The organism is Acinetobacter sp. 2JN-4 (assembly GCF_003687745.1).
Classification (GTDB): domain Bacteria; phylum Pseudomonadota; class Gammaproteobacteria; order Pseudomonadales; family Moraxellaceae; genus Acinetobacter; species Acinetobacter halotolerans.
On the sequence record NZ_RDNY01000003.1, the window covers coordinates 128,311 to 152,103 of the forward strand.

Genomic DNA, 23,793 nt, shown 5'->3' on the forward strand with positions numbered 1-23,793 from the left:
TCGGGCTAGGAGATTGAGGACTAAAACTAGTCTTCAGATAAAGTCATCAAACTTGCATTACCGCCTGCTGCCGCAGTATTTACGCTAATGGCACGTTCGATGACGAGGCGTTCTAGAGGAATCTGTTCATCTACTTGAAGATGAGTGATACCCACGATTGCTCCAGAACGGTTCGCAATTTTATGTTGTAAGGTTTGTAGTTGATCAACTGAACCTTGATGCAATACGGCATCAAAGTGATCTGTTTCAACACGTGCAATAACTTTAATTGCGGCTAATACTTCTTTTGGTAGAGAAGCTTGGTGTTTAGCCAAGAATACGTTGTCTTTCAACACGGCCGCTGAACTACCTACCGCAAATATTGCGAGAAGTTGTTGTAACTGACCACGTTCATCATCTGCGATTGAAAGAACACGATGACGAGGTAAGATAATGTATTGATTGCTCTCACCAGTAGGGCCTTGCAATTCGTAGAACTTACCAACACCAAATGCAGGAATTGTTGTTATGGCTTGAGGCATATTTTGGTTTGCCCAAGACAACAAGTTTTGGTAAGCAACATTTGATACTGCATCAAAATTTGAAATTTCAGCTTTCATTGCAAATGGCGTTGCCAAAACTTTCTCAGAACAATGTTCCATCAGGCGGTACATATAAAGAGGACCACCAGCTTTTGGACCTGTACCTGATAGACCTTCACCACCAAATGGTTGCACGCCTACGACAGCACCAACGATGTTACGGTTGATGTATAAGTTACCCACTTCAGCACGTTGGATCACGGTATTAATTGTTTCATCAATACGTGTGTGCAGACCCATGGTTAAGCCGTAGCCTTTTGCATTAATACGATCAATTAATTGCTCAAGTTCACCATATTTATAAGTGATGATATGCAATACAGGACCAAAGACTTCACGCTCTAAGTCATCAAGGTTTGGTAATTCAATCGCTGTAGGTGGAACAAACGTACCTTGCGCAAGTGCTTGTTGACTAGCGGCATCATTAAACATCAATTGATGAACAGGGTAGCCCTTAGATTTCATCTTTTGGATATGAGTATCAATTGTTTGCTTTGCTTCTTGATCAATCACAGGACCAATGTCAGTTTTCAAGATAGCAGGATGACCTACGATCAACTGTTTCATTGCACCTTTCAGCATTTGGATGACGGTTGCAGCACTATCTTCTTGTACACATAAGATACGAAGTGCAGAACAGCGTTGACCCGCACTGTCAAATGCAGAGCTTACAACATCTAACACAACTTGCTCAGTAAGTGCAGAAGAATCTACGATCATCGCATTTTGACCACCCGTTTCCGCGATTAACGGAATTGGTTGCCCATTTGCTGATAAACGTTTAGCGACAGTCTTTTGCAAGATTTTTGCAACTTCAGTAGAGCCAGTGAACATGATGCCTTGGATACGATCATCTTGGCTGAGTTGCGCACCAACTGTTTCACCACGACCTGGAAGAAGTTGAACGACACCGTGTGGTACGCCAGCTTCCCATAAAATTTGTACGGCTTGAGCTGCGATGAGAGGGGTTTGTTCCGCAGGTTTTGCAATCACACAGTTACCGCTGACCAATGCCGCTGCAATTTGACCAGAGAAAATCGCAAGCGGGAAGTTCCAAGGGCTGATACACAGTACCGTACCCAATGGTTTTACTTGCGCATTTACAGGTAAGTTTTCAATTTGAGTAGCATAGTAACGCAAGAAATCTACAGCTTCACGAACTTCGGCAATTGCATTGGCATAGGTCTTGCCACTTTCACGACAAAGCAGAACCATAAGCTCTTGGATACGTGCTTCCATCAAATCAGCAGCACGTTTCAAGCATGCAGCACGTTCGATTTTATCTGTTACAGACCAACTTTTTTGTGCTTGTTCGGCAGCTTCCAAAGCAAGCTGTACGTCAGCACTAGTCGCTTCATTGACATGACCCACCACTTCACTATTTTGTGCAGGGTTTGTAATTGCAATTGCATTACCAATGTCATGAACAGTCGATTCAAACCCAAGTAGTGGTGCACTTTTCCAAACGTGATGACGTAGTTTTTGTGCCGTTGCATCTAAGTCTGCTAATGGTTGATCGTTGTTTAAATCAAAACCATTCGAGTTTGGACGTAATGGATATAAATCGTGCGGAAGTGGAATCGCAGGGTGTTTTAAACCTAATTGACCTTCTTCTTTTGCCGCAGTTTGAATATCTTTGATTGGAGACTGGATGAGGTCTTCAACTTTTAAAGTTTTGTCTGCAATACGGTTTACGAATGATGTGTTTGCACCATTTTCCAATAAACGACGTACTAAATAAGCCAATAACGTTTCATGGTTACCTACTGGTGCGTAAACACGACATGGAATACCCAGTTTATTATCTGCTTTTGAACCGACAACTTGCTCATATAATGGCTCACCCATACCGTGTAAGCATTGGAACTCGTACTGTCCCGGATAATATTTGCTTGGGTCTGCAAGCGTGTAGATCGTTGCAAGTGACTGTGCATTGTGTGTTGCAAACTGAGGATATACTTGCTCAGGTGCAGCCAGTAATTTTTTAGCACAAGCGATGTATGACAAATCCGTGTGAACTTTACGTGTAAACACTGGGTAATCAGTCATGCCATCAATTTGCGCTTTCTTGATTTCGCTATCCCAATATGCGCCTTTCACCAAACGAATCATTAAACGTTTGTTACTGCGTTTTGCAAGATCAACAATATAATCAACCACGTAGAAACAACGTTTTTGATAAGCCTGAATCACGAAACCAATACCTTTCCAGTCGGCAAGTTTTGGTTCAAAACATAAACGCTCAAGCAATTCGAGTGAGATTTCCAAGCGTTCAGATTCTTCGGCATCGATGTTTAAACCGATGTCGTAGTGTTTTGCTAGACAAGCAAGTTCAAATACTTTGTTGTAAAGTTCATGGTGAACACGGTCGATTTGCGCACGTTGGTAACGAGGGTGTAGTGCAGAAAGCTTGATCGAGATACCCGGACCTTCATAAACACCACGACCATTGGATGCTTTACCAATCGCATGAATTGCTTGAGTATAATCATCATAATAGCGTTCAGCATCATGATCAGTCAGTGCCGCTTCACCAAGCATATCGTACGAGTAGCGGAAACCTTTGTGTTCTAGTGGCTTAGCATGTTCAAGCGCTTCTTCAATAGTTTCACCAGTGACAAACTGTTCGCCCATCATACGCATGGCAACGTCAACCGCTTTACGGATGATGCCACGTCCACTACGGGCTAGAAGTCCTGTTAACACGCTAGATAAACTGGTTTGTTTCGGCGTTTCCATTAACTTACCCGTTAACATCAAACCCCAAGCAGCAGCATTTACAAACATCAGGTTACTTTGACCGAGATGCTCTTTCCAGTTGCCTTGGTTGATTTTGTCACGGATCAACAAATCACGGGTTGCTGTATCTGGAATACGAAGCAAAGCTTCCGCCAAACACATGAGCGCAACGCCTTCTTGAGAAGACAGTGAAAATTCTTGAAGTAAACCTTGAACAATACCAGCTTTACCTGTTGAGCTTTTACGTTCACGTAAATTATGCGCAAGGTTAAACGCTAGTTCATAAATTTTTTGATCAAGATCAGGAGAGATATTTGCTGCTTCAGCAAGTTCCGCTACTGATTCAGGTTCTGCACGTCGCCAAGCAGTATTAATACTTTGCTCAAACTCACTTTTTTCTTTAAATTCGGTGATATAACCACCCTTGTCGTGAGTCGTGTCCATTTGTGCGTGGGTATCCAATGTATTCATTGCTAAATTCCGATAACAATACTCTATTGAGTATAGAGGTTTAGATAATTTATGATTACAGAATAAAACCCGTATAACTCACTATAATTAGCCCATTTTTTAGAGGAAAATTCAGTTGGATAGCCCTATTTATACATTGGATCGTACTGATTTGAAAATTCTGGATATTCTTCAAACAGATGGAAGGATTTCTAACAGTAAGTTGGCCGAGTTAGTGAATCTTTCACCAACAGCGGTTATGGCGCGTGTGCAGAAATTGACGAAGGACGAATTTATCTTGGGCTATGAGGCAAAACTCAATCCCAATAAGCTCAATGCAAGTTTTTTAGTCTTCGTAGAAGTGCTTCTAGATAAAACCACACCCAACGTTTTAGAGGATTTTATTGATGCAGTGACGCAATACCAAGAAATCATCGAATGTCACATGGTCAGTGGTGGTTTTGATTTCTTAATCAAGCTGCGTAGTGCTGGAATGGAGGAGTTTCGCCGTATTGCGGGTCAGATTTTATGGCAATTACCCGGTGTAAAAGAGACTCGTAGTTATCCGGTTATGCAGGTCATTAAGGACAGTTCTAAAATAAAAATCAAATCGCGAAGCAAATTTTAAAGTAAAAAAAGGGGCTCGAAAGCCCCTTAAATTTTATTAAAAATGATTATTTCATTTCTCTTGCATAGAGTTCATCAGCTTGTTCAAAGCGACTTGTTACATTTGAGTTCGGTGCCTTACCAAGTAAGCTCACCACAACGATACTGATCAATGCGAAAAGGAAACCAGGGATGATTTCATAAATGCCTGTATCGCCAAAGAAGTTTTTCCAAACGATAACCGTCACAGCACCGACGATCATACCTGTCAACGCACCGTTTAAGGTCATACGTTTCCAGAACAATGAAAGAATAATCAGTGGACCAAATGCAGCACCAAAGCCAGCCCAAGCATAAGCAACTAAGCCGAGAACTTTACTTTCTGGGTTTTGTGCTAAGAACAGAGCGAGCATAGCGACAGCAAATACCATCGCACGACCAATCCAAATTAACTCTTTTTGCGAAGCATTTTTACGGATCAAGCCTTTGTACAAATCCTCTGTCAATGCACTCGAGCATACCAATAATTGGCAACTCAATGTACTCATTACCGCAGATAAAATTGCGGCAAGAACGATACCAACGACCCAAGGATTGAATAAGATCTTGGTCAGTTCCATGAACACAGTTTCAGGGTTAGCGCTGACTGCTGCTGCAAGTTCTGGATGTTGTTGGAAATATGCGATACCAACAAAACCTGAACCAACTGCACCCGCTAGACATAAAATCATCCATGTCATACCGATACGACGAGCAGCAGGGATTGATTTAACTGAGTTGACCGCCATAAAGCGAACGAGGATATGTGGTTGACCGAAATAGCCTAAACCCCAAGCGGCCGCTGAAAGAATAGCGACTAAGCTTAAGTTTGAAGCAAAATCATATGCCTGAGGACGTGCGGTTTCAACTAATGCAGTAAACTGAGCAGCACCTGCATCCAAAGAGAGATAGGTGATGATCGGGAGTAATAGCAATGCAAAAATCATTAGACCTGCTTGGAAGGTGTCAGTCCAACTGATTGCCAAAAACCCACCAATACAAACATAACCAATTGTTGCAAATGCGCCTAACATCAAGGCTGTGCCATATGGTAGTTCGAACAATGTTTCAAATAAACGTGCACCAGCGACCATGCCAGAAGCACAATAAATCGCGAAGAAGACCAAAATAATCAATGCGGATGTTACGCGTAAGATTTTTTTCTGATCATCAAAACGACCTGTAAAATAATCAGGTAGTGTGAGGGCATTATTCTGCACTTCGGTATGTACACGTAACCGTCCTGCAACGAGATACCAGTTGAGCCACGCACCAATAATCAAGCCGATCGCAATCCATGCTTCAGATAGTCCAGCCAGATAAATTGCGCCAGGTAAACCCATGAGTAGCCAGCCACTCATGTCTGATGCACCCGCCGATAAAGCGGTGACAAAACTACCTAAACTTCGTCCTCCAAGAATATAATCATCAAGACTTTTGGTAGAAAAATAGGCGTATAAACCTATACCCAACATGGCAATAATATATACCACGAACACAACAACAGTGGGATTAGAGAAATTCATAATGGATGCTCATCCTTATATATCCATAACGGTACAATCCCATCTGAATAGCCCAAAAATGATTTACTATTCTAATAAGATTGATAAGGTGACAGATTCAAGCACGATTGTTTTTTGAAACACTGTAATATACGTGTGTGTTATTTGTATTCTTTGTGTAAATTAACATAGATGGTTGAATATTAGGCTTTTAATTTACAATAACAGGTGGTTTTGTATAAAAATTTAGCTCTATCTATAAATAAATAAGTAAATAATTTTGGAAATTTACAAAAAAGACGCTTAGATGATCAAAATATGGTATTGGAAGGGCGAAATATAGCTGGAATATATGAAATATGAAGTTACAAAGGTGGGAATCCAGAGAAATTCCATTATAAAAAGCAGCGAATATTAAGCAGTTTTGCCAATGAAAAGGTGTTTTCTAGCTTTTCACAATCGCAAGGTAAAGAAATTTTGTCTTGAAAAAATTGTGCTTAGAAGTAGGCGCAATTTCAATTGATTTGGAATTTGAGTTTTAATGAAAAAGCCTAGTTTAAATTAAACTAGGCTTTTTCATAGATCAGTCTATAAAGTCTTATAGACCTGATTCGTATTCTTCATTTGAAAGAAGTTTTTCAACATCAGCCATATTGTCTGGTTTGATTTTATAGATCCAACCTTTGCCATATGGGTCTTCATTGACAAAATCAGGATCATCTTCAAGATCAGTATTTACTTCTACAACTGTACCTGAAACAGGTGCGTGAATATCTGAAGCGGTTTTCACAGACTCAACAATACCAGCTTGTTCTGTTGCAGTGACTTGGCTATCGAGTTCAGGTGTTTCTACGTAAACCAAATCACCCAATTCATCTTGTGCATGGTCAGTAATCCCTGTCACAACTAAGTCGCCTTCAATTCTTACCCACTCATGTGTACGCGCATACTTCAAATCTACTGGATGATTCATGACAACTCCTTAATAATCCATCTCATCATTTTTGTTTCGTTTTATACAGGGTTTTGATTAAAAACAAAAGTTTTATCAATTAAGCCCGATATTACAAATACGGATCTTTACGCCAGTTACTTGGACTACGACCACTCCAGCGTTTAAAAGCGCGGCTAAAATTTGCAACATCGGAATAACCTAATTCATCAGCAATTTGTTCTAGGCTATAGTCTGTTCGTGAAAGTAGGGAAGTTGCATGACGATAGCGTACTTCATCTACCAATGTTGAAAATGATGTTCCTTCTGCTGCAAGCTGACGCTTCAATGTACGATCTGACATATGTAAACGATCAGCCACGTTTTCAATACTTAGATAATGTTGTTCAGAGTTGGTGAGAATATCACGGACACGCATCGCTAAACGGCGGCGTTCACCCAAAGCAGATAACTCAGTTTCACACTGGTTAATCGCAATTTGGCTGGCAATAGGATCTGCATTGACCATTTTCAAGCCTAGATATTTTTTATCAAAACTCGATATCAAATGTGGCTGATTAAAGCGAACCGTACTGGTCAATTTGTCACGATATTTATCAAACCCATCTGGCTCAGGAAAATCTAAATCGACTTCACCACTTAAGTCCTCGATTCCTGTCAAAGCTTTAGCCATGGTCATGATACCAATAGTTAGCCCCAGAATAATTTCAGTTCGCAAAGGCTCAACTTCGATGTCACATTGTAGTTGTAAAGTTGCTTTAGGACCGAAAGTAGAAAAATAAAGTTGGAGAAAAGGCAAACGTAATTGAATAAAACGGCTCGCAAGTGCAATCGCATCAGTGATGTCATGGGCGGTCATAATTGCATAACCAATAAAGCCATGAATCGAGATACGCATTTGCGTACCCAAATGAAAGCCAAGTGTACTTTCACCTGTGAGGCGTAAAGCATGCTTTACCAATTCATTGGCAATCGGCGTTGGAATTCGATAGTTTGGATCAGCCAGTTGTTCGCTCGTTAAGTGAAACGGAGCAAATAAAGTTTCATCGCTATAGCCCCAGCGTGAAACAACATCTAATAACAATAAGCCATAGACGCCTGGTATTCCTTGATCTTGTCGAGTTGAGGTCGTTTTCATGTGCTATCCGTGGCGGCTCATCGATCTTTACAAGTACTTTTCAAACATCTTTGCATGAAATAAAAGAATGAATCATAAAAATTGTTGGACAAGACGGTCACCTAATCCTCAAAAATTAAGTTGGTTTTCTAAAGACCATAATTTTGGTTGTAGATATTAATAGCACATCGCCGTGTTGGTTCAAAGCTTGTGTGACATAGCTAACGATACCACGATCAAGTTTAGTTTTAGAGGGCACAATGGCGGTAATTTCAACATCGACATGGATTTTGTCACCAACACGGGTGGGACGGGGCCAGCGTAGACTAGATTCAGTACCCAATAACCCTCCTGCGATTGGGAAACACTCAGTCCATAAACGCATCACTACAGCGGAAGTATGCCATCCACTAGCAGCTAAACCTTGAAAGATAGGGTGCTGTGCTGCCGCCTCTGCATCTAAATGGAAAGGCTGAGGGTCAAATTGACCTGCAAATTGTTTAACTTCCTCAAGGGTTATTTCATATTCACGACTGATGAAACGATCACCAATATTCAAATCTTCTAAATACAACATTATTCGGTGTCCTGAGTCACTCTTTGTTCAACTAAAAAGCCACCTGTTTGGCGTTTCCAAAGTTGGGCATACAAACCATCATTCGCTATCAGTTCTTCATGTGTACCTTGCTCAGCAATTCTGCCTTGATCAAGGACGATGAGACGGTCCATTTGTGCAATAGTAGATAAACGGTGCGCAATTGCAATGACCGTTTTGCCAACCATCAAGTCATTTAAACTGGATTGAATAGCAGCTTCTACTTCAGAATCAAGCGCGCTGGTGGCTTCATCAAGGATGAGAATAGGGGCATCTTTAAGAAAAACACGTGAAATAGCGATACGCTGGCGTTGTCCCCCAGAGAGCTTGACACCACGTTCGCCTACATAGGCATCAAATCCGACACGACCTTTTTGGTCACTCAGTTGAGGGATGAACTCTTCAGCACGTGCTTTGCTCACTGCTTGTTGAATTTCAGCTTCACTCGCATTTGGACGACCATATTTAATATTCTCTGCCACAGTACGATGTAAAAGTGAGGTATCTTGAGTCACTAATGCAATATTGGCACGTAAACTATCTTGAGTGACGTTTTGAATATCTTGTCCATCAATCAAAATACGGCCCTGATTAATTTGGTAAAAATGCAGTAGTAGTTGAATTAACGTTGACTTACCAGCGCCAGAACGGCCCACAATACCGATTTTCTCGCCAGGTTTAATGGTCAAATTAAATTGATCAATCACATTTTTCTGATTATAAGCAAAACTCACATTTTCAAAACGAATCTCACCCTGTTGAACTTTTAATTCAGTTGCATCTTTCCTATCTTGGATCTGAATCGGTTTGCCTAAAGTTTTCATTCCATCTTGAATGGTACCGACATTTTCAAAGAGCATGGTGATATGCCACATGATAAATTCAGCTAGGCTATCGAGCTTCAACACCATGGCGGTTGTTGCGGCTATTACACCGATCGCGGCTTGACCTTGAGTCCATAACCATACAGAAGTGCCTATGACACCAATAAAAAGAAAAGCGCTCAACAGGCGAATACTAATTTGGTATTTCACTCCTAAACGCATTTGCTTATAAACAGTCTCCATGAATTCTTTCATGGACTCTTTGGCATACTGACTTTCTCGACCTGCATGTGCAAAAAGTTTGACGGTTTGAATATTGGTATACGCATCTGTGATACGACCTGTCATGATAGATCGTGCATCTGCTTGTGCTTGAGAAATCTTCCCTAGACGTGGAATAAAATAACTGGCAATCGCAATAAACAACACTAACCATATAATCAATGGTGCGATCAAAATAGGCGATATAGAGCCAAGTACAATACTGATGGTAATAAAATAAATCACCACATAAACCAGCATGTCACCAAGAATCATCCAAAACTCGCGTACAGCTAACGCTGTTTGCATTACTTTGGCTGAAAGACGTCCTGCAAAGTCGGTATGGAAAAAATCCAAGCTTTGTTGCAACAATAAATTATGAAAGCGCCAACGCATACGCATAGGAAAATTACTAAACAAAACTTGATGTTTAATAATTGCTTGAATGCTGACAAAGAAAATATTGGCAAATAATATACTGATTAGAATGGTTAGGTTTTGCTGGTTGGTCGCAAAAAACGTATTTGGTTGACTGTTACTCAGCCAATCAACCAATTTACCAATATAAGAAAAAAACAGTGCCTCGAAACAAGCTGCTGCGGCTGTACAGGCGACCAGTAAGAATAAATAGGGACGAATGCCTTGCGTCGCTTTCCAGACAAATGCAAAGAAAGTGGTGGGTAATGGTTTGTTTAAGTCTTTGCTTGGATATGGATCGACTAATTTCTCAAACCACTGCAGCATTGTTTTTTTCCTTTAGGTTTAAAAAGTATAAACATATAGTGATTATAGAATAGCAGAAAATTTAAGTTATAAACGTGAAAAGTGAACTTGTGCGCATTCTAAAGAGCCTAAAGTTGATTGAAATTCATTATTATCTAATATGAAAAACTAATGAAATATAACACTTGAGAAATATGATATGAAAAAACAATTTGAATACCTACAAGATTGTAATCTGATTATTGAAACTTCATTGATTGATCGTTTTCATCCTAAATACTGGCGGATTGATGGCCCACAAACGATGTCTTTTGCGATCACAAATTATCAAAATGGCTTTGAAGCATCATTTCGATCTCGCACCACGACTGATTTAGCAGGTATTGTCTGGGATTCTCATGATGCTAAAGATCATAAATTTCTAGCATATGAAACAAAGTACGATTACTCAGGGGTGATTTGGGATTTTGATATTGAATTATCCGCTTCAATGCCAACCCTTAATCATGAAACACTTACACCTACTTTGACGGTTCATTATCGTGATCATGGTGAAGATAAGGTGGCTTATATTGTCTTGTTTAATTATGCCAACCAACCCACGGCTCGATCAGCACATATTCAGATCAATTGGGACACAGTAAGAGCAGGTTTCTCAGCCACAGACTATTTCCCTGTCACCAATATTCAGCGGATTTCCTTTTCGGCTTATACAACCACATATAATGGACATTCAACACTTCCACTCGCTCAAGCTGAAGATGGTTATATCCGCATATTCAACTCTATCACCACAGGGCCAAATGCAAAGCTGACTTTAAATCGAGTATCTGTACCACCGCATCATTATGGCATTTGTACCAGTTATGATGACCACTATGATCTAAACCCTCAGCGGCTGGTTGATAATATGAAAGCTTTGGGCTATCACGGCTTTATGAATCATTATTGTGGTATGTCCAAATATCCAGAGTTAATTTGGAAAAGTGATCTGAATAAGTGGCAAATTCCAGATACGCTTATGACACTTGAAGATGTGGTAAATCCATGCACACGTATATGGCATGAGCATTTTGCACAAGCGCTTCATCATGCAGATATGCAGCCAGTATTTGGTGTGAGTTTTGAAATGTACTCATTAGGTGCAAATGAGTTTTGGGCACAGCGAGACTGGAATAGCAATCTAGGTCGTACAGGTTATGAACCCCCGAGTTATTTTTTTAGTCCATGTGATCAAAATGCACTAGCGTATTTACATAAAGTGTTTATCGAGTTTGCAGATACGATGGCAGTAGGTGGGTGTGAGGTAAATATGCAAATTGGTGAGCCTTGGTGGTGGTATAACCAAGGCACAGACCTACCTTGTATTTATGATTTCCCCACCAAACTCGCTTTTAATGCTGATACTGGATTATACGCACCCGATTTAGGCACAATCTATGACGCTGTGCATAAAACAGGTACACCGTATGATGAGTTTAAAGTGTGGTTAAGAAATAAATTGGGGCAGACATGTCAAAACATTCGTGCTGTGATCAAAGCAAAATATTCTAGTGCTCAAGTCTGTCCATTAATTTTCTTTCCCACGATTCGAACACCAATAGAAACTCTTGTGACGGACATTAACTATCCTCGTGAGCATTATTCATATCCGAATTTTGATTACATAATGACGGAAGCTTATGATTGGATTTTGGAAGCAAAACTGGATTTGGCTCATCAAGCGGTAGCGGAGATCCCAACACAAGATTTGAACTATCCCGAAGATAGGGTTGCTTACTTAGCTGGATTTGTCCCAGATTCTTCAATTGCACATCTCTACGGCTTTGATCACACCAAGCCTTATAGAGCACCTATCTGGCAGCGAATTTTTGGGGATATGCAGAATAATCATCCATTAGGACTGATGAAGCAGTTTATTTGGGCATATCCGCAAGTGATGTCGGATTCAATCACGATTGATATTACGCAAGCGCCAAACGGTTTCTTTGTTGGAGAAGTGTTTTATTCTCCAATTGCTAATGACACTCCATATCCTCCTGAGATCTATTTATAAGTAAGATGATTAAAAGCCTTTAGATAGAGGCTTTTAATCATCATTGACCAAACACATAGTAAAAATTTAATAGTGTGCATTTTGCCACTGATTTTTAGCTTAAACAGGGCTATCTATTTGAAATATAAAATGATGATAGGGTGGTAGGGCTCAATTTCAGTAAAGAGAGATGATGAGCGGTCACAATAAAGCGATAATAATACTAGAACTATGTTTATAAAACGGCAATAATCGTGATTTGCTTCACGAATATATGGATGTTAAATGTTAAAAAAAGTCGGAAATTTAAGTGTTTGTTTGTTGTTCATCGCTAGTATGTTTTTTCTTATTCGTGGTGCTCCATCTATTGATATTGTTTTAATTACTATTTCACTAGGTTTGATGATGGCAGCGTATTTGTTGGCATCGGAATTTAATTTGAATTTACTGAAGTGGAACAAATAATTTTATAAAATTTGAACGTTTATAAAATAGATGACTAGAGAAAGGGTTTAAGAATAAATATACCTAGCTAGCTGTCGCTATGAAATTTTTTATCTATACCTCAATGGCTTGAAGTTCTGCGCCTGTCCATTCATTTGGATCGAGTGAGAACTTCAGGTCATTGTGGTTTTATCTAATTGATCTTTTCAGGATTTACTTCTTGAATAAAGCTCTGGAAGTCATGTCCTGATGGTGCTTGGTAAATTCTTAAACCAAACTCAGGGATAATAGCAATCAGATGGTCGAAAATATCAGATTGAATTGCCTCGTAAGATGCCCATGCAATCGTATTGGTAAATGCATAAATTTCCAAAGGCAAGCCTTCACTCGTTGGTTGCAGTTGACGAACCAAAATTGTCTGATTCTGTGCAATTCCGTGGTGCTGACGTAAGTAAAACTCAATATAAGCCCTAAACGTTCCCAAGTTGGTTAAACGTCGTTGGTTATATCGGGACTGATTACTTAAATGCGTATTGAACTCCTCAATTTCCGATTTCTTTGCATCAAGATATTGATCTAACAACAAAAAATCCTTGAGTTTTTGTTGTTCTTCATCACTCATAAAATGAACACTACTTTGATCAAGGAAAAGTGAACGTTTCATTCGACGGCAACCTGCGTTGCTCATTCCACGCCAATTCCGAAAGGTATCCGTTACAAGTTTGTTGGTGGGTATAGTGGTAAAGGTTTTATCGAAGTTCTGAACAGTCACGGTATGTAATGACATATCAATGACATCACCGTCTGCGTTTAAGGATGGCATTTCAATCCAGTCGCCTATACGAACCATATCATAAGAGGTAATTTGTACACTGGCCACCAAAGAAAGAATTGTGTTTTGGAATACGAGCATTAACACCGCTGCCATTGCCCCGAAGCCAGCAAGTAAAGTGAAGACATCTCTTTTAAGGAAAGTACCTAAAATTAATAGCCCACAAACCACAAACAAGACCAACTTAACCAGTTGCAAATAACCTTTAATGGGTTTATTTCTTGATTTGGGATTACGCTGATAGACGAGGTTGAAGATATTGAGTGCTTCACTGATCGAGAGTGCGATGGTGAGGAAAATAAAGGCCTGAGCACCCATTTGCACAAGGCTGATCACTTTCTCTGGAAGATGTGGGACTGAGGAGATCCCATTCATAATCACAATTGCAGGGACGATATTGGCAAAACGACGAGTCACACTATGCTGTGAGAAGATCGCTTGATTTGGAGATTTAAACTTGGTGATTAAATGGCGTATACCACGAACAATAATTCTTTTCGCAATGAAATTTGCCAGTGCTGCGAATAAAATTAGAACGATCAGGGCAAGCAGCATTTCAAGCCAAGGAAAATGGCTTAATTCAGCTTTAATATCGCGTATAAAATTTAAATAATCCAAAACCCAAACACCTTAAAATTCTTTAATAGAGAATTGTAAGCTGTAATAGGGCTTTAGTTATTTTTAATCACAGTTTATATACGATCTGTAAGGCGTTTTTACAGAGTTAAATGATTTACCACATCAAATCATCAGGAATGACATAGGCTGCGTATGGATCTTCTTCATCTGTAGTCTGACTATTATTTTCAGTATTGTTGTTGACTAAGATGAATCCTTGCATTTTTTGATCAATCTTCTCGGCTAATTCTTTAGGAAGACAAGCATAACTGTCTTGATCTTTTGCAATGACCAGCGAGCCAGAAACCAGTGCGTTATAGACCTGTTGAGCAAGGTAGATTTTCTTAATTTTATTATCATCAATAAATTGATAAGCAATATCGCCATCAGTTTGCTGTACTTTGTGTTGTTTGATCATTTGGATAATTGAAGCTTTAAGGGCTTTTTCTTCCAAAATCCGTTGTTTCTCTGAATTGAGCGCTTGGTCTTTAGCTATTTTTTCTTGTTTGGCACGATCAATCTCAGCTTTAAATGTTGCATCATCGTTTTGCCCTGTACGTTGCTCATGTTGCACTTGTTTGGTTAATTTTTTCGCTTTTTTATTGTCGACCAAACCCGCTTTTAATAACTGAGCCTGCAATGCATTTTTAACCATGATTCAATCCAAATTTAAGTTTGATGAAGAACGAAAATAATAAATCCAATATGCCATACTCATCGCTAAGCTTAAAGCCGTCGGGATAAGAAAGGTTTGTAAGTTTAAATATGGATACAGCACACTCGCAATGAGTCCGCCTGCTAAAAATCCAGTAAAGATGAGTAAATGTAGCAAAATACGCCGTCTTTCGACTGTTAGCCCACGTGCTTTGTAGCCGAGTGCTAGGCCAATATCGGTTAATACACCAGATAAATGCGTGGTACGAATAATCGCGCCTTTATAGTGGCTGACCATTGCATTTTGTACACCCATCGCTACGCAGGCCCAGAGTAAGCCATAGCGAGGAAAATAGGGGATGAGCAACCACGTTAAAAACAGAAAAATGGCGACCAAACTCAGTGGAAATCCATAATGTCGCCCTAGGGCAAGATTGCCATTTCCAAGAATTAGGCCACTATAAAATGAGCCAACTACAAAGCATATTACCACTAAGCCAAGGTAAATCAGATGATCTGGTTGCCAATCGAGTACATTCATCGCCAGTAAACTGACATTACCGGTCATATGAGAAACGGATTGGTGCAGGAGAGTGAATAAACCTAAAACGTTCACCATCCCTGCATTCAATGCCAATAAAAAAGCACCCAGTTGAATCCAATTTGGTAAACGTTGAAGTGGCATATAAACCTATGAGTCTAGACGGTCTCTGAAATCTACAGCAGCAGTGAATAGAACATCTGTTGATGAGTTGAGTGCTGTCTCGGTTGAATCTTGTAATACACTAATGATCATACCAATTGCGACAACCTGCATAGCAACTTCGGTTGATATACCAAACAAGCTACAAGCAACGGGGATAAGCAATAATGAACCACCTGCTACGCCAGATGCACCACAAGCAGATATTGCTGCAACAACAGACAAAATAATCATTGTGCTGAGATCGACTTGAATACCGAGCGTATTTACAGCAGCGAGTGTTAATACCGTCACGGTAACGGCAGCACCCGCCATGTTTATTGTAGCACCAAGTGGAATCGAAACACCTGCAGTTGCTTCATTAACACCTAAACGTCGTGCGAGGTCTAAGTTCACAGGAATATTTGCAGCTGAACTACGAGTAAAGAAGGCAGTAATCCCACTTTCTTTCAAACATATAAACACGAGCGGATAGGGATTGGCGCGCATTGTCACAGCAACAAGAATTGGATTGATCACCAGCGCAACAAAAATCATTGTGCCGATCAATACCATCAATAAATGTGCATAGCTTGTCAACGTTGCAAAACCAGCTTCAGCAAAGGTCACTGCAACTAAGCCAAAAATACCGACTGGCGCAAAACTAATCACGATATGAATGATTTTATTCACAGCATTGGAAACATCGGTTAATACTTGTTTTGTTGATTCAGAACTGTGGCGCAGTGCTAAACCTAAACCGATTGCCCAAGCCAAGATACCAATAAAATTGGCATCACTGATTGCTTGTACAGGGTTGGCAATAAAGCTAAGCAGTAAGTTCTTTAAGATCTCAGCAAGATTACCAGGTGCTTGTAATTCAGACTGGGCTGCGATGTTCAAAAAAAGCTGACTAGGGAACATGATGCTTGCAATGACAGCACTAAATGCAGCGAACAGCATGCCGAGTACATACAAGGTCATGACAGGTCTTAAATTAGAATTCTGACCTACTTGAAAGTTTGCAATTGAAGAAAGTACGAGTACAAAAACTAAAATTGGTGCAACAGATTTCAAGGCCTTAATAAATAACTCACCTAATAAACTTAGATAAGGTGTGAAAGTAGGGAATAGCAATGCCACGCCAATCCCTAAAAAAATAGCGATAATAATTTTGCTAACTAAACTTAAGCGAGACAATACATTAAACATATGAAGGCCTTATAAACCTATGCACGATTTAAGGTTAAACAAGCGCCGTATTCTATACCTAAGCGCTGTGAATATTAAAATTTTTTTTACTACCGCATTACTTTAAAAATACTGTAAAAAATAACGTAATGTTTTTTAAAAGTATTTTATAGAAATATACGATATCCTTTTGAGCGAAAAAACAGCTATAAAGTTTTTGTATCGGCTTGAGGTTGAGTGGAAAGCGCTTGTATTGCTTGGTAGTGTGATAGAAATATTCGACCACTCAACTCCTTTACCAGCTCGGATTTAGACAGCTTATCGATTACTGGCCCTTTTACTTCTGAGAGGTGCAGTTGGATCTGTAATCGTGATAATTCTTGATTTAGATCTTTCAACATTTCAAGCGCACTGAGGTCAATATTACTAATACTTGAGCAATTGATGACGACATGTTGTATCTGTGGATTTTGGCTAAGCTCAGTAATCACATGACCTTTCAAAATATGTGCATTTAAAAAGCTAAGATTCTCATCAACACGAAATGCCACAACGTTTGGTGTCGTAATGACATCATACCGTGACACATTTCTAAAGTGCTGAGTGCCTTCGATTAAACCAATCACTGCAATATGTGGACGGCTAATTCGCCAGAGTAATAAGATAAAAGTTAAAACAATACCAATAATAAGCCCAGTCGAAATATCAATACAAGTCACACCCAAGAACGTTGCCCACATCGCAAGACCATCCGATTTTGAATATCGCCATGTATCAATAAAAGGAGTCAGTGTTACAAGTTTCCATATTGAAACAAAAATGGTCGCAGCTAGAACGGCTAAAGGTAGATTTTCAAATAGACCTGTAAAATATAAGCTTACGAGGATCATTAATAATGAAGAAAGCACACCAGAGATCGGCGTTTTTGCACCTGCATCCGCATTTACAACTGTTCGAGATAAACTGCCTGAAACAGCAAACCCTGAGTTTATACCTGCTGCAATATTTGCCAAACCTAATGCGATCAACTCTTGATTGCTGTTTAAATCATCACGCTTTTGCAAAGCAGTTGCTTGGGCTATTGCCAAGGACTCAATAAAACTAATCATTGCAATCATAAAAGCACTAGGGAGTAGCTGTTGAACCAAAGTCAAGCTCCATGTTGGAAAATGAAAACTAGGTAAAGCAGCAGGAATCGCACCGACAGTTTGAATACCATAATGATCTCCTCCTAAGGCAGAAATAAACACGATTGATAAGAGAAGAAGCAGTAGGGGAATAATTTTATTTATAAAATGGGATTGAATAAACTTGGGCAATAAAATAAGTATGCCAATCGCTGTAATTCCAAAACCGAGATTTGTAAGACTTATCTTATCGAAGTGTTGAGATAGACTGACAAAGAACTCAGGGATATTATTTGCTTGCAGGGGGATATCGAGTAAAAACTTGAATTGCCCCAGTGCGATCAATAATGCAGATGCAATGATGAAGCTTTGAATAACGGGATGGCTAATCAGTTGAATCAAAAAACCAAAACGAAATAGACCTAAAATGAGTGATATCACACCCACTAAGACCGCCAAAAGACATGCAGCTTCTATATAGGCTGCTGAACCAACTGCAAAGAGTGGGTTTAACGCTGCGAAAACCATCATGGAAATAATGGCAACAGGACCAATCGACAGTGTGGAGCTACTGCCAGTAAATGCATAGATGATCATCGGCAATATACTGGCGTATATTCCCATGACTGGTGGTAATCCCGCCAACATGGCATAGGCCATGCCTTGGGGAACAAGCATCGCCAAAACAATTAAAGCGGCAGTTAAATCAGACCTGAAACTGGGAAGCTGATAGTTGCGTAACCATTTCCGCGCAGGGAATAGTATAGAGAGGCCTTGATTTAACTTTTTCATGTCTAACATTTTAAAGCATAAATTCGTATATATTATGCAGAAAAAATGCTAAAGAAACGAGTGCTTGTTTTTTCTATGATTGTTCTGGTTTAGGGCAGTAATGCTCATACAAGGTATTCAAGATAATATTTAGCTTTGGATCAAGAATTGAATAAAAAATTTGTTTGCCGTCACGGCGTGTAGAAACAACATTGCTTTTGCGTAGCATCATCAATTGTTGTGAAAGGGTGGGTTGAACAATGTTTGTGAGTTCTGCAATTTGTGTGACGTTTAGTTCTTTTTGAGTTAAATGGCACAAAATAATCAACCGATCAGTATTTGCTAGAGATTTGAGTACATTAACAACGTTACCCGCAGATGCTCTCATCGCTTCAATTTCAAGATTTTTTTGCATACTTCACTCGTCACCAGAAAACCGACCCAAGTATAAGATGGGTAATAGAAAGAATTGTTGTAAAACTGAATAATCACAATGGTTTTTAATGACAATGTATATAAGTAAAAGTTATAAGTATAAGCAATTATGTTAATAATTTAGCTTTTTTTTAAATAAATGTCGACTGATTAACACTTGGTGGATTTGAGCTAAAATAGAACCAAAAAATCATGTCTATGGAGTAAGATTTTTTAAATTTACTACACAATAAAATTAAGTGATTAATATAACTAATGAATATTAAAAAAAGTTAAAAATTGATTGTACTTCAAATAAAAGTGTATACAATTGGACTTAGGACAGAAGAATCTGTCTGCATAAAAAGGATCGGAACTGTGAAAACACGACCGCCAGAGGGTAATAATAGTTATTATTAACTAAATTTAGACGCAAGCGTGAGCCAGAAAAAAAATTATAAATCACGCTTTATTTTTTATTCAATTATTTCATTGCTTTATATAGTTATCCCTTTACTAGTAAAGGGATAAGATTATTTATGCAAGTGTTTGTTCAAAGTTAATCAAGTGTTCAACTCGCTTCCAATACTCGTTCATTTCAACAGAGTTTTTATTCACATGCGCTTGAATCGTCATACCATCTAAAATACTGACAATGAGCGTTGCGAGGTGGATTGGTGTTTGAATTCCTATATTTTCAAGTAAACCTTGAATTAAGGCAGTTAACCAAATTTTATATTGAGTTGCAGGTTCTAAGGTTGAAGGGTAGATCTTGATTACTTCCTCAAGCGCTTTTTGAAACATGCATCCATTAAAATCTTCGGTATTGAACCATGCGGCATACCATTCAAAAATCGTTTTGAGCTGCCCCATATGGTCGGTTGGATCGCCTTTGCTTAAGGCGATGTTTAGCGAAGCTTGGAGATTTTGGTTGCGCTGGATGAGACATTCTTGAATCAGCTTTTCCTTGGATGGAAAATATTTATAGAAAGTCATTTTTGCAACGTTTGACTCGCTGATAATTCGATCGACCCCAACCGAGTTGTAGCTATGCGAGTTAAATAGTCTTAATGCTGTGCTAATAATATCTTCTTTTTTTGACATATAACGCCTCGGGTTCGCTCCCCATCAAGAGCATTTTTTTGCATTTCATTATGCAATTTTGGCGGATATTTTACATGCTATTCAAAAATTATCATAGGGGTAAATAACACTATTTATTTAATTGATTTTTAAATGAGTCACTCATGTGATCAGTTAAAACGTGCAGTACGAATTTAATAATGCTAATAGAACTCGTTATAAAAAGTGTGGTTATTAATAGATATAAAATTGTGCTGAAATGAGTACGATTTGAATGATTCTGTTGTTTAGTATTATAGCGAAGAAATAAAATTTTATTAAAAATGATAATCATTAACGTAACTAAGGCTTAATTGCTGAAATGACCAGTTATCACTAGATAATAACTGACCAATCATCTTTGTCTGAGCCTTATTGGGGTTGCTGTTTCGGCAAGCTTGCAATGAGTTGAGCGAAGTTTTTGGAAAGTGTAGATGATTGAGTTGGTGTATATACTGAACGTTGAATCATTCCTTGATCGGTTTCAATGGATAGATCAACGTTTTTCGCGCCTCTTAATTCATAAAGAAAGGAGCTTGGGAGAACAAAGGTATTGGTTGAGTGCTTAGGAATAAGTTTACTTATATATTTCTGTTGAGTTTTCTCAGTAGGACGGTATTTAAATGACTTTCCATCCACCAAGAAAGTCATACCTATTATATCGTAATATTGATAAGTACTTGTCAAGGCAACATCAACTTTTAGCTGCTCTTTTTGTTGTTTATCCCATTCGACGATCACATTCGGGCAAATTTCATTGCTCTTACAAATTAATGAACCTGCTGTAGCCAAATGGTCAAGAGTCGCCGTTGTTGTTGGCGAATTCTGCAAACTTGTACAACCACTTGTCATTACAGCAATACTAAGTAAACACAGTGTTTTTTTCATATTTAAGTTCTCTAGTTGATTCTAAGCCTAGACGTTTATTAATGTGATGCTGAACCAAGAAATTCAAATGGTTTCGCTATTTTGAATTGATTGGTCGCATCACCGGCAAAGGTATTTTGCTGGTCTTTTCCGAGATCAAGTTTACGTGTAACACCATCTTTAAAATTGATTTTCTTTAAATCAATCCAAAAAACATTCGGTGATACAGCTGATTCAAAGAAATAAAGTTGTTGTTTGTGATCCGCAACTGTTCTCCAACGTGTTGATGAGATATTGGGTTCTTCGGCTGTATTTAAACCAAATGGTACGGATGCATTGCGAATAACGCTAAATACTGAGGCGATCGCTTCTTTCGGATTATTGTTTTTAGGAATGGCATTGATGTAAAAAGAGGCGCGCGCAAAGCGATCTGCGGCTCTATTGGTGCCCGGTAGCATCACGGTGCCACCAATTTGCTGCCAGTAAGTGTTAAGTGCAAGTTGTTGATCAAAGGTTGGAGAATTCGTCATAACTTGATATTTTTTATTGTGGTGAATGACCTGTTTGCCATTGATGTATTCAATGATTGCACTATCACCAGTTTTATCAGAAAGAGATAAGTGCAGTGTTGCTAAGCGTTGTTCACCGGGTACATTATCGGTAATGATGATAAAAGGTTCTTTTTCTAAGGCACTAACAGCTTCAGCAACAGTTGCATAATTATCAAGTACGTACTGTGCCCATGCTGAAATACTTAAATGGGGTTTATTTGATTTTTTTGAGTCTGGATATTGAGACTCAACTAACCAAAGCACATTCGCGACAAGACCAACTTCGTTCATTCCATCTGTGGTGGAAACATCATAACCTGAAGCGATTACGCTGCCATATTTTGATTTCCATTTTAATGATTTTGGACCTGCATTACTATCTCGATCTGCGCCACTGGGCATGATCCATAGATTGCTACCGACATCGACTTTCCAGTCCATAGAGCGAGCGGTGATGACATGATTGTCATTGCCCAAATACACAGCTCTCGTGCAAGCTTGAACAGTTTGTAAGAATATAGAAGAAGCGATAAATGAACAGAATAATGTTTTTTTAAACATGTTTTGGCTCCGTTTTAAGTCAAAAATTTATTTAGAAGAAAGATATATTTTTAAATTATTAATAAATATTTTATAAATTTTTTATTGGTATTCAATCATTAAAATGTAATTGTTATAAAAATAATCACTTTGATATTTCCAAGTATAATTAAACAACTGTAGAGAAAAGATTAATTTAATATATTTTCACATATCAGCATTAATTAACTTGGAAGTATCAGTAAAAAGGATTAGTTCGGTGGTAATAACATCACAATCGCATTATTTAGCAGTTGAGCGATATCTTCTAACATTTCAGGTACATTGAATTGCTCATCGAATATTAAGCTTTGCCCGTCAGCGATTTGCTTTAGGTGCTGTTCAAAAGCCATTGATACACAGACGTTTTCACCATTTGCCCAAAAGTCGAGAGATTCACCTTGTTGTCTATAAAGTAGTCTCGATGCTGGTTCAAGGATCAACTGGAATCCTGTTCCAATGATTTCAGTTAAATCATTGGCTTCAATTTCCTCTGGCTCTGGAATATTGTTTGGATAGTTCGATTCACTCATATAAGACATGATCGCTGTATCGAACTCAGGTGCTTGAGTGAGATAGTCGAGTAGTTGAGTTTTTAAATATGAAAACTCGGTACTGTTTACTTCACCCACTTGTGCTACCTGTTGGCGGGGAATATCCAGTAATGGTTTTTTGAGTATTTCATTTTCAGCAAACTTATCGCTGACTTGATCAATCATCTCTGATAGGTTTGGCATACGGAAGCCGAAAGAGAAGGTTAAACAATCATCTTCTGCGACCCCATAATGCGAAAGACCAGGTGGTACATATAATAAATCACCTGGAGCAAGCACTTCATCAAAATGAATATCCATTTCAGCTAATAATTTTAAAGGCTGGTCAGGAACAAAAGCTGTAGATTCATCACACATTTGACCGAGTTGCCAGCGGCGATGACCATGGCCTTGCACCAAGAAGACATCATAAAAATCGAAATGCTTACCGACTGAACCACCTTGTGGTGCATAAGACACCATGATGTCATCCCGACGCCATTGGGGAATAAAAGGAAATTTTTTCCAGAGTTCAGCGATATCAAATGAATAGTGATCAACCGCTTGAACCAATAATGTCCATAGATTCGGTAATTTTTGAAAATCACCTTTGGTGAGCGGAGAAGACTTTACATGCCATTCATTTGGATTTTTATTCTTTTGACGAATTAGGCGAGCAGTGACATCTTCTTCCAAAGCAAGTTCTTTCACATCGTCTGGTTCTAATAAGCCTATAATTTCAGGCATTGCGTTACGCACCAGCAAAGGTTTTTTTTGCCAATATTCTGTTAGAAATAGTTCTGCGGTGATACCGCCTAAAACCGTTAAAGATTCTTGAGACATAGGGAGCAAGCCAAAATATATAAATTTGTTGCGTATTGTCTATGGAGTTGAATATTGGCGCAAGTGTTGCGGCGATGTAATCGGTCTGGAAATAAATAATGCGGGAATGTATTTAATCTTGATCAATTAGAAGCAGAT

Annotated in this window: 18 protein-coding genes; 2 read left to right on the forward strand and 16 right to left on the reverse strand. The window is 38.9% G+C overall.

The window, feature by feature from the left end:
- Positions 1-26: 26 nt before the first annotated feature.
- Positions 27-3,791, reverse strand: a complete 3,765-nt coding sequence (gene putA / locus EAH57_RS05840; RefSeq protein ID WP_121929231.1) for a trifunctional transcriptional regulator/proline dehydrogenase/L-glutamate gamma-semialdehyde dehydrogenase — start codon at positions 3,789-3,791, stop codon at positions 27-29.
- A 115-nt stretch (positions 3,792-3,906) separates the two neighbouring features.
- Here putA and EAH57_RS05845 point away from each other — a divergent pair, with 115 nt between their 5' ends.
- On the forward strand, positions 3,907-4,398 hold the full coding sequence (locus EAH57_RS05845) for an Lrp/AsnC ligand binding domain-containing protein (RefSeq protein ID WP_121929232.1): 492 nt from the start codon (positions 3,907-3,909) through the stop codon (positions 4,396-4,398).
- 46 nt (positions 4,399-4,444) lie between these two features.
- On the opposite strand, the gene putP is transcribed toward EAH57_RS05845, so the two are convergent.
- The 5 genes from putP to EAH57_RS05870 all read right to left on the reverse strand — a co-directional run bounded on the left by putP (position 4,445) and on the right by EAH57_RS05870 (position 10,413).
- Positions 4,445-5,941, reverse strand: a complete 1,497-nt coding sequence (gene putP, locus EAH57_RS05850; RefSeq protein ID WP_121929233.1) for a sodium/proline symporter PutP — start codon at positions 5,939-5,941, stop codon at positions 4,445-4,447.
- A 577-nt stretch (positions 5,942-6,518) separates the two neighbouring features.
- Positions 6,519-6,893: a glycine cleavage system protein GcvH gene (gcvH, locus tag EAH57_RS05855; protein WP_004670821.1), complete on the reverse strand. Its 375-nt coding sequence runs from the start codon at positions 6,891-6,893 to the stop codon at positions 6,519-6,521.
- Positions 6,894-6,984: 91 nt separating this feature from the next.
- The gene (locus EAH57_RS05860; protein ID WP_121929234.1) at positions 6,985-8,010 is read right to left on the reverse strand and encodes an AraC family transcriptional regulator; all 1,026 of its coding nucleotides are present in this window, start codon (positions 8,008-8,010) and stop codon (positions 6,985-6,987) included.
- A 115-nt stretch (positions 8,011-8,125) separates the two neighbouring features.
- The gene (locus EAH57_RS05865; protein WP_004670825.1) at positions 8,126-8,566 is read right to left on the reverse strand and encodes a MaoC family dehydratase; all 441 of its coding nucleotides are present in this window, start codon (positions 8,564-8,566) and stop codon (positions 8,126-8,128) included.
- Positions 8,566-10,413, reverse strand: a complete 1,848-nt coding sequence (locus EAH57_RS05870; RefSeq protein ID WP_121929235.1) for an ABC transporter ATP-binding protein — start codon at positions 10,411-10,413, stop codon at positions 8,566-8,568. The genes EAH57_RS05865 and EAH57_RS05870 overlap by 1 nt, the downstream gene beginning before the upstream one ends.
- A 178-nt stretch (positions 10,414-10,591) precedes the next feature.
- On the opposite strand from EAH57_RS05870, the gene EAH57_RS05875 reads away from it, so the two are divergent.
- Positions 10,592-12,448, forward strand: a complete 1,857-nt coding sequence (locus EAH57_RS05875) for a phage capsid protein (protein ID WP_121929236.1) — start codon at positions 10,592-10,594, stop codon at positions 12,446-12,448.
- Positions 12,449-13,064: 616 nt separating this feature from the next.
- Here EAH57_RS05875 and EAH57_RS05885 read toward each other — a convergent pair.
- The 10 genes from EAH57_RS05885 to EAH57_RS05930 all read right to left on the reverse strand — a co-directional run bounded on the left by EAH57_RS05885 (position 13,065) and on the right by EAH57_RS05930 (position 23,655).
- Positions 13,065-14,321, reverse strand: coding sequence for a mechanosensitive ion channel family protein (locus EAH57_RS05885; RefSeq protein WP_121929238.1), 1,257 nt, complete (start codon positions 14,319-14,321; stop codon positions 13,065-13,067).
- A 115-nt stretch (positions 14,322-14,436) separates the two neighbouring features.
- The gene (locus EAH57_RS05890) at positions 14,437-14,976 is read right to left on the reverse strand and encodes a DUF2058 domain-containing protein (RefSeq protein ID WP_005196718.1); all 540 of its coding nucleotides are present in this window, start codon (positions 14,974-14,976) and stop codon (positions 14,437-14,439) included.
- A gap of 3 nt (positions 14,977-14,979) precedes the next feature.
- Positions 14,980-15,660: a YoaK family protein gene (locus tag EAH57_RS05895; RefSeq protein ID WP_004670837.1), complete on the reverse strand. Its 681-nt coding sequence runs from the start codon at positions 15,658-15,660 to the stop codon at positions 14,980-14,982.
- Between the two features lie 6 nt (positions 15,661-15,666).
- Positions 15,667-16,869, reverse strand: a complete 1,203-nt coding sequence (gene sstT, locus EAH57_RS05900) for a serine/threonine transporter SstT (protein WP_121929239.1) — start codon at positions 16,867-16,869, stop codon at positions 15,667-15,669.
- 185 nt (positions 16,870-17,054) lie between these two features.
- Positions 17,055-18,767 carry a SulP family inorganic anion transporter gene (locus tag EAH57_RS05905; protein ID WP_121929428.1) on the reverse strand — a complete coding sequence of 571 codons (1,713 nt, stop codon included), beginning with the start codon at positions 18,765-18,767 and terminating at the stop codon, positions 17,055-17,057.
- Between the two features lie 73 nt (positions 18,768-18,840).
- On the reverse strand, positions 18,841-19,161 hold the full coding sequence (locus EAH57_RS05910; protein ID WP_004670843.1) for an ArsR/SmtB family transcription factor: 321 nt from the start codon (positions 19,159-19,161) through the stop codon (positions 18,841-18,843).
- Positions 19,162-19,697: 536 nt separating this feature from the next.
- On the reverse strand, positions 19,698-20,264 hold the full coding sequence (locus tag EAH57_RS05915; RefSeq protein ID WP_121929240.1) for a TetR/AcrR family transcriptional regulator: 567 nt from the start codon (positions 20,262-20,264) through the stop codon (positions 19,698-19,700).
- Between the two features lie 390 nt (positions 20,265-20,654).
- Positions 20,655-21,170: a hypothetical protein gene (locus EAH57_RS05920; protein WP_121929241.1), complete on the reverse strand. Its 516-nt coding sequence runs from the start codon at positions 21,168-21,170 to the stop codon at positions 20,655-20,657.
- Positions 21,171-21,208: 38 nt separating this feature from the next.
- Positions 21,209-22,261 (reverse strand): linear amide C-N hydrolase, encoded by a 1,053-nt coding sequence (locus EAH57_RS05925; protein WP_121929242.1) that lies wholly within the window; start codon positions 22,259-22,261, stop codon positions 21,209-21,211.
- 230 nt (positions 22,262-22,491) lie between these two features.
- Complete coding sequence (locus EAH57_RS05930; RefSeq protein WP_121929243.1) at positions 22,492-23,655, reverse strand: cupin domain-containing protein; 1,164 nt, start codon at positions 23,653-23,655, stop codon at positions 22,492-22,494.
- Positions 23,656-23,793: the final 138 nt, after the last annotated feature.

Excerpts from the sequence above, each read along its gene's own strand:
- putA (WP_121929231.1), bottom strand. The coding sequence starts at position 3,791 with ATGAATACATTGGATACCCACGCACAAATGGACACGACTCACGACAAG.
- putP (WP_121929233.1), bottom strand. The coding sequence starts at position 5,941 with ATGAATTTCTCTAATCCCACTGTTGTTGTGTTCGTGGTATATATTATT.
- gcvH (WP_004670821.1), bottom strand. The coding sequence starts at position 6,893 with ATGAATCATCCAGTAGATTTGAAGTATGCGCGTACACATGAGTGGGTA.
- EAH57_RS05860 (WP_121929234.1), bottom strand. The coding sequence starts at position 8,010 with ATGAAAACGACCTCAACTCGACAAGATCAAGGAATACCAGGCGTCTAT.
- EAH57_RS05865 (WP_004670825.1), bottom strand. The coding sequence starts at position 8,566 with ATGTTGTATTTAGAAGATTTGAATATTGGTGATCGTTTCATCAGTCGT.
- EAH57_RS05870 (WP_121929235.1), bottom strand. The coding sequence starts at position 10,413 with ATGCTGCAGTGGTTTGAGAAATTAGTCGATCCATATCCAAGCAAAGAC.
- EAH57_RS05875 (WP_121929236.1), top strand. The coding sequence starts at position 10,592 with ATGAAAAAACAATTTGAATACCTACAAGATTGTAATCTGATTATTGAA.
- EAH57_RS05890 (WP_005196718.1), bottom strand. The coding sequence starts at position 14,976 with ATGGTTAAAAATGCATTGCAGGCTCAGTTATTAAAAGCGGGTTTGGTC.
- EAH57_RS05895 (WP_004670837.1), bottom strand. The coding sequence starts at position 15,660 with ATGCCACTTCAACGTTTACCAAATTGGATTCAACTGGGTGCTTTTTTA.
- sstT (WP_121929239.1), bottom strand. The coding sequence starts at position 16,869 with ATGTTTAATGTATTGTCTCGCTTAAGTTTAGTTAGCAAAATTATTATC.
- EAH57_RS05905 (WP_121929428.1), bottom strand. The coding sequence starts at position 18,767 with ATGAAAAAGTTAAATCAAGGCCTCTCTATACTATTCCCTGCGCGGAAA.
- EAH57_RS05910 (WP_004670843.1), bottom strand. The coding sequence starts at position 19,161 with ATGCAAAAAAATCTTGAAATTGAAGCGATGAGAGCATCTGCGGGTAAC.
- EAH57_RS05915 (WP_121929240.1), bottom strand. The coding sequence starts at position 20,264 with ATGTCAAAAAAAGAAGATATTATTAGCACAGCATTAAGACTATTTAAC.
- EAH57_RS05920 (WP_121929241.1), bottom strand. The coding sequence starts at position 21,170 with ATGAAAAAAACACTGTGTTTACTTAGTATTGCTGTAATGACAAGTGGT.
- EAH57_RS05925 (WP_121929242.1), bottom strand. The coding sequence starts at position 22,261 with ATGTTTAAAAAAACATTATTCTGTTCATTTATCGCTTCTTCTATATTC.
- EAH57_RS05930 (WP_121929243.1), bottom strand. The coding sequence starts at position 23,655 with ATGTCTCAAGAATCTTTAACGGTTTTAGGCGGTATCACCGCAGAACTA.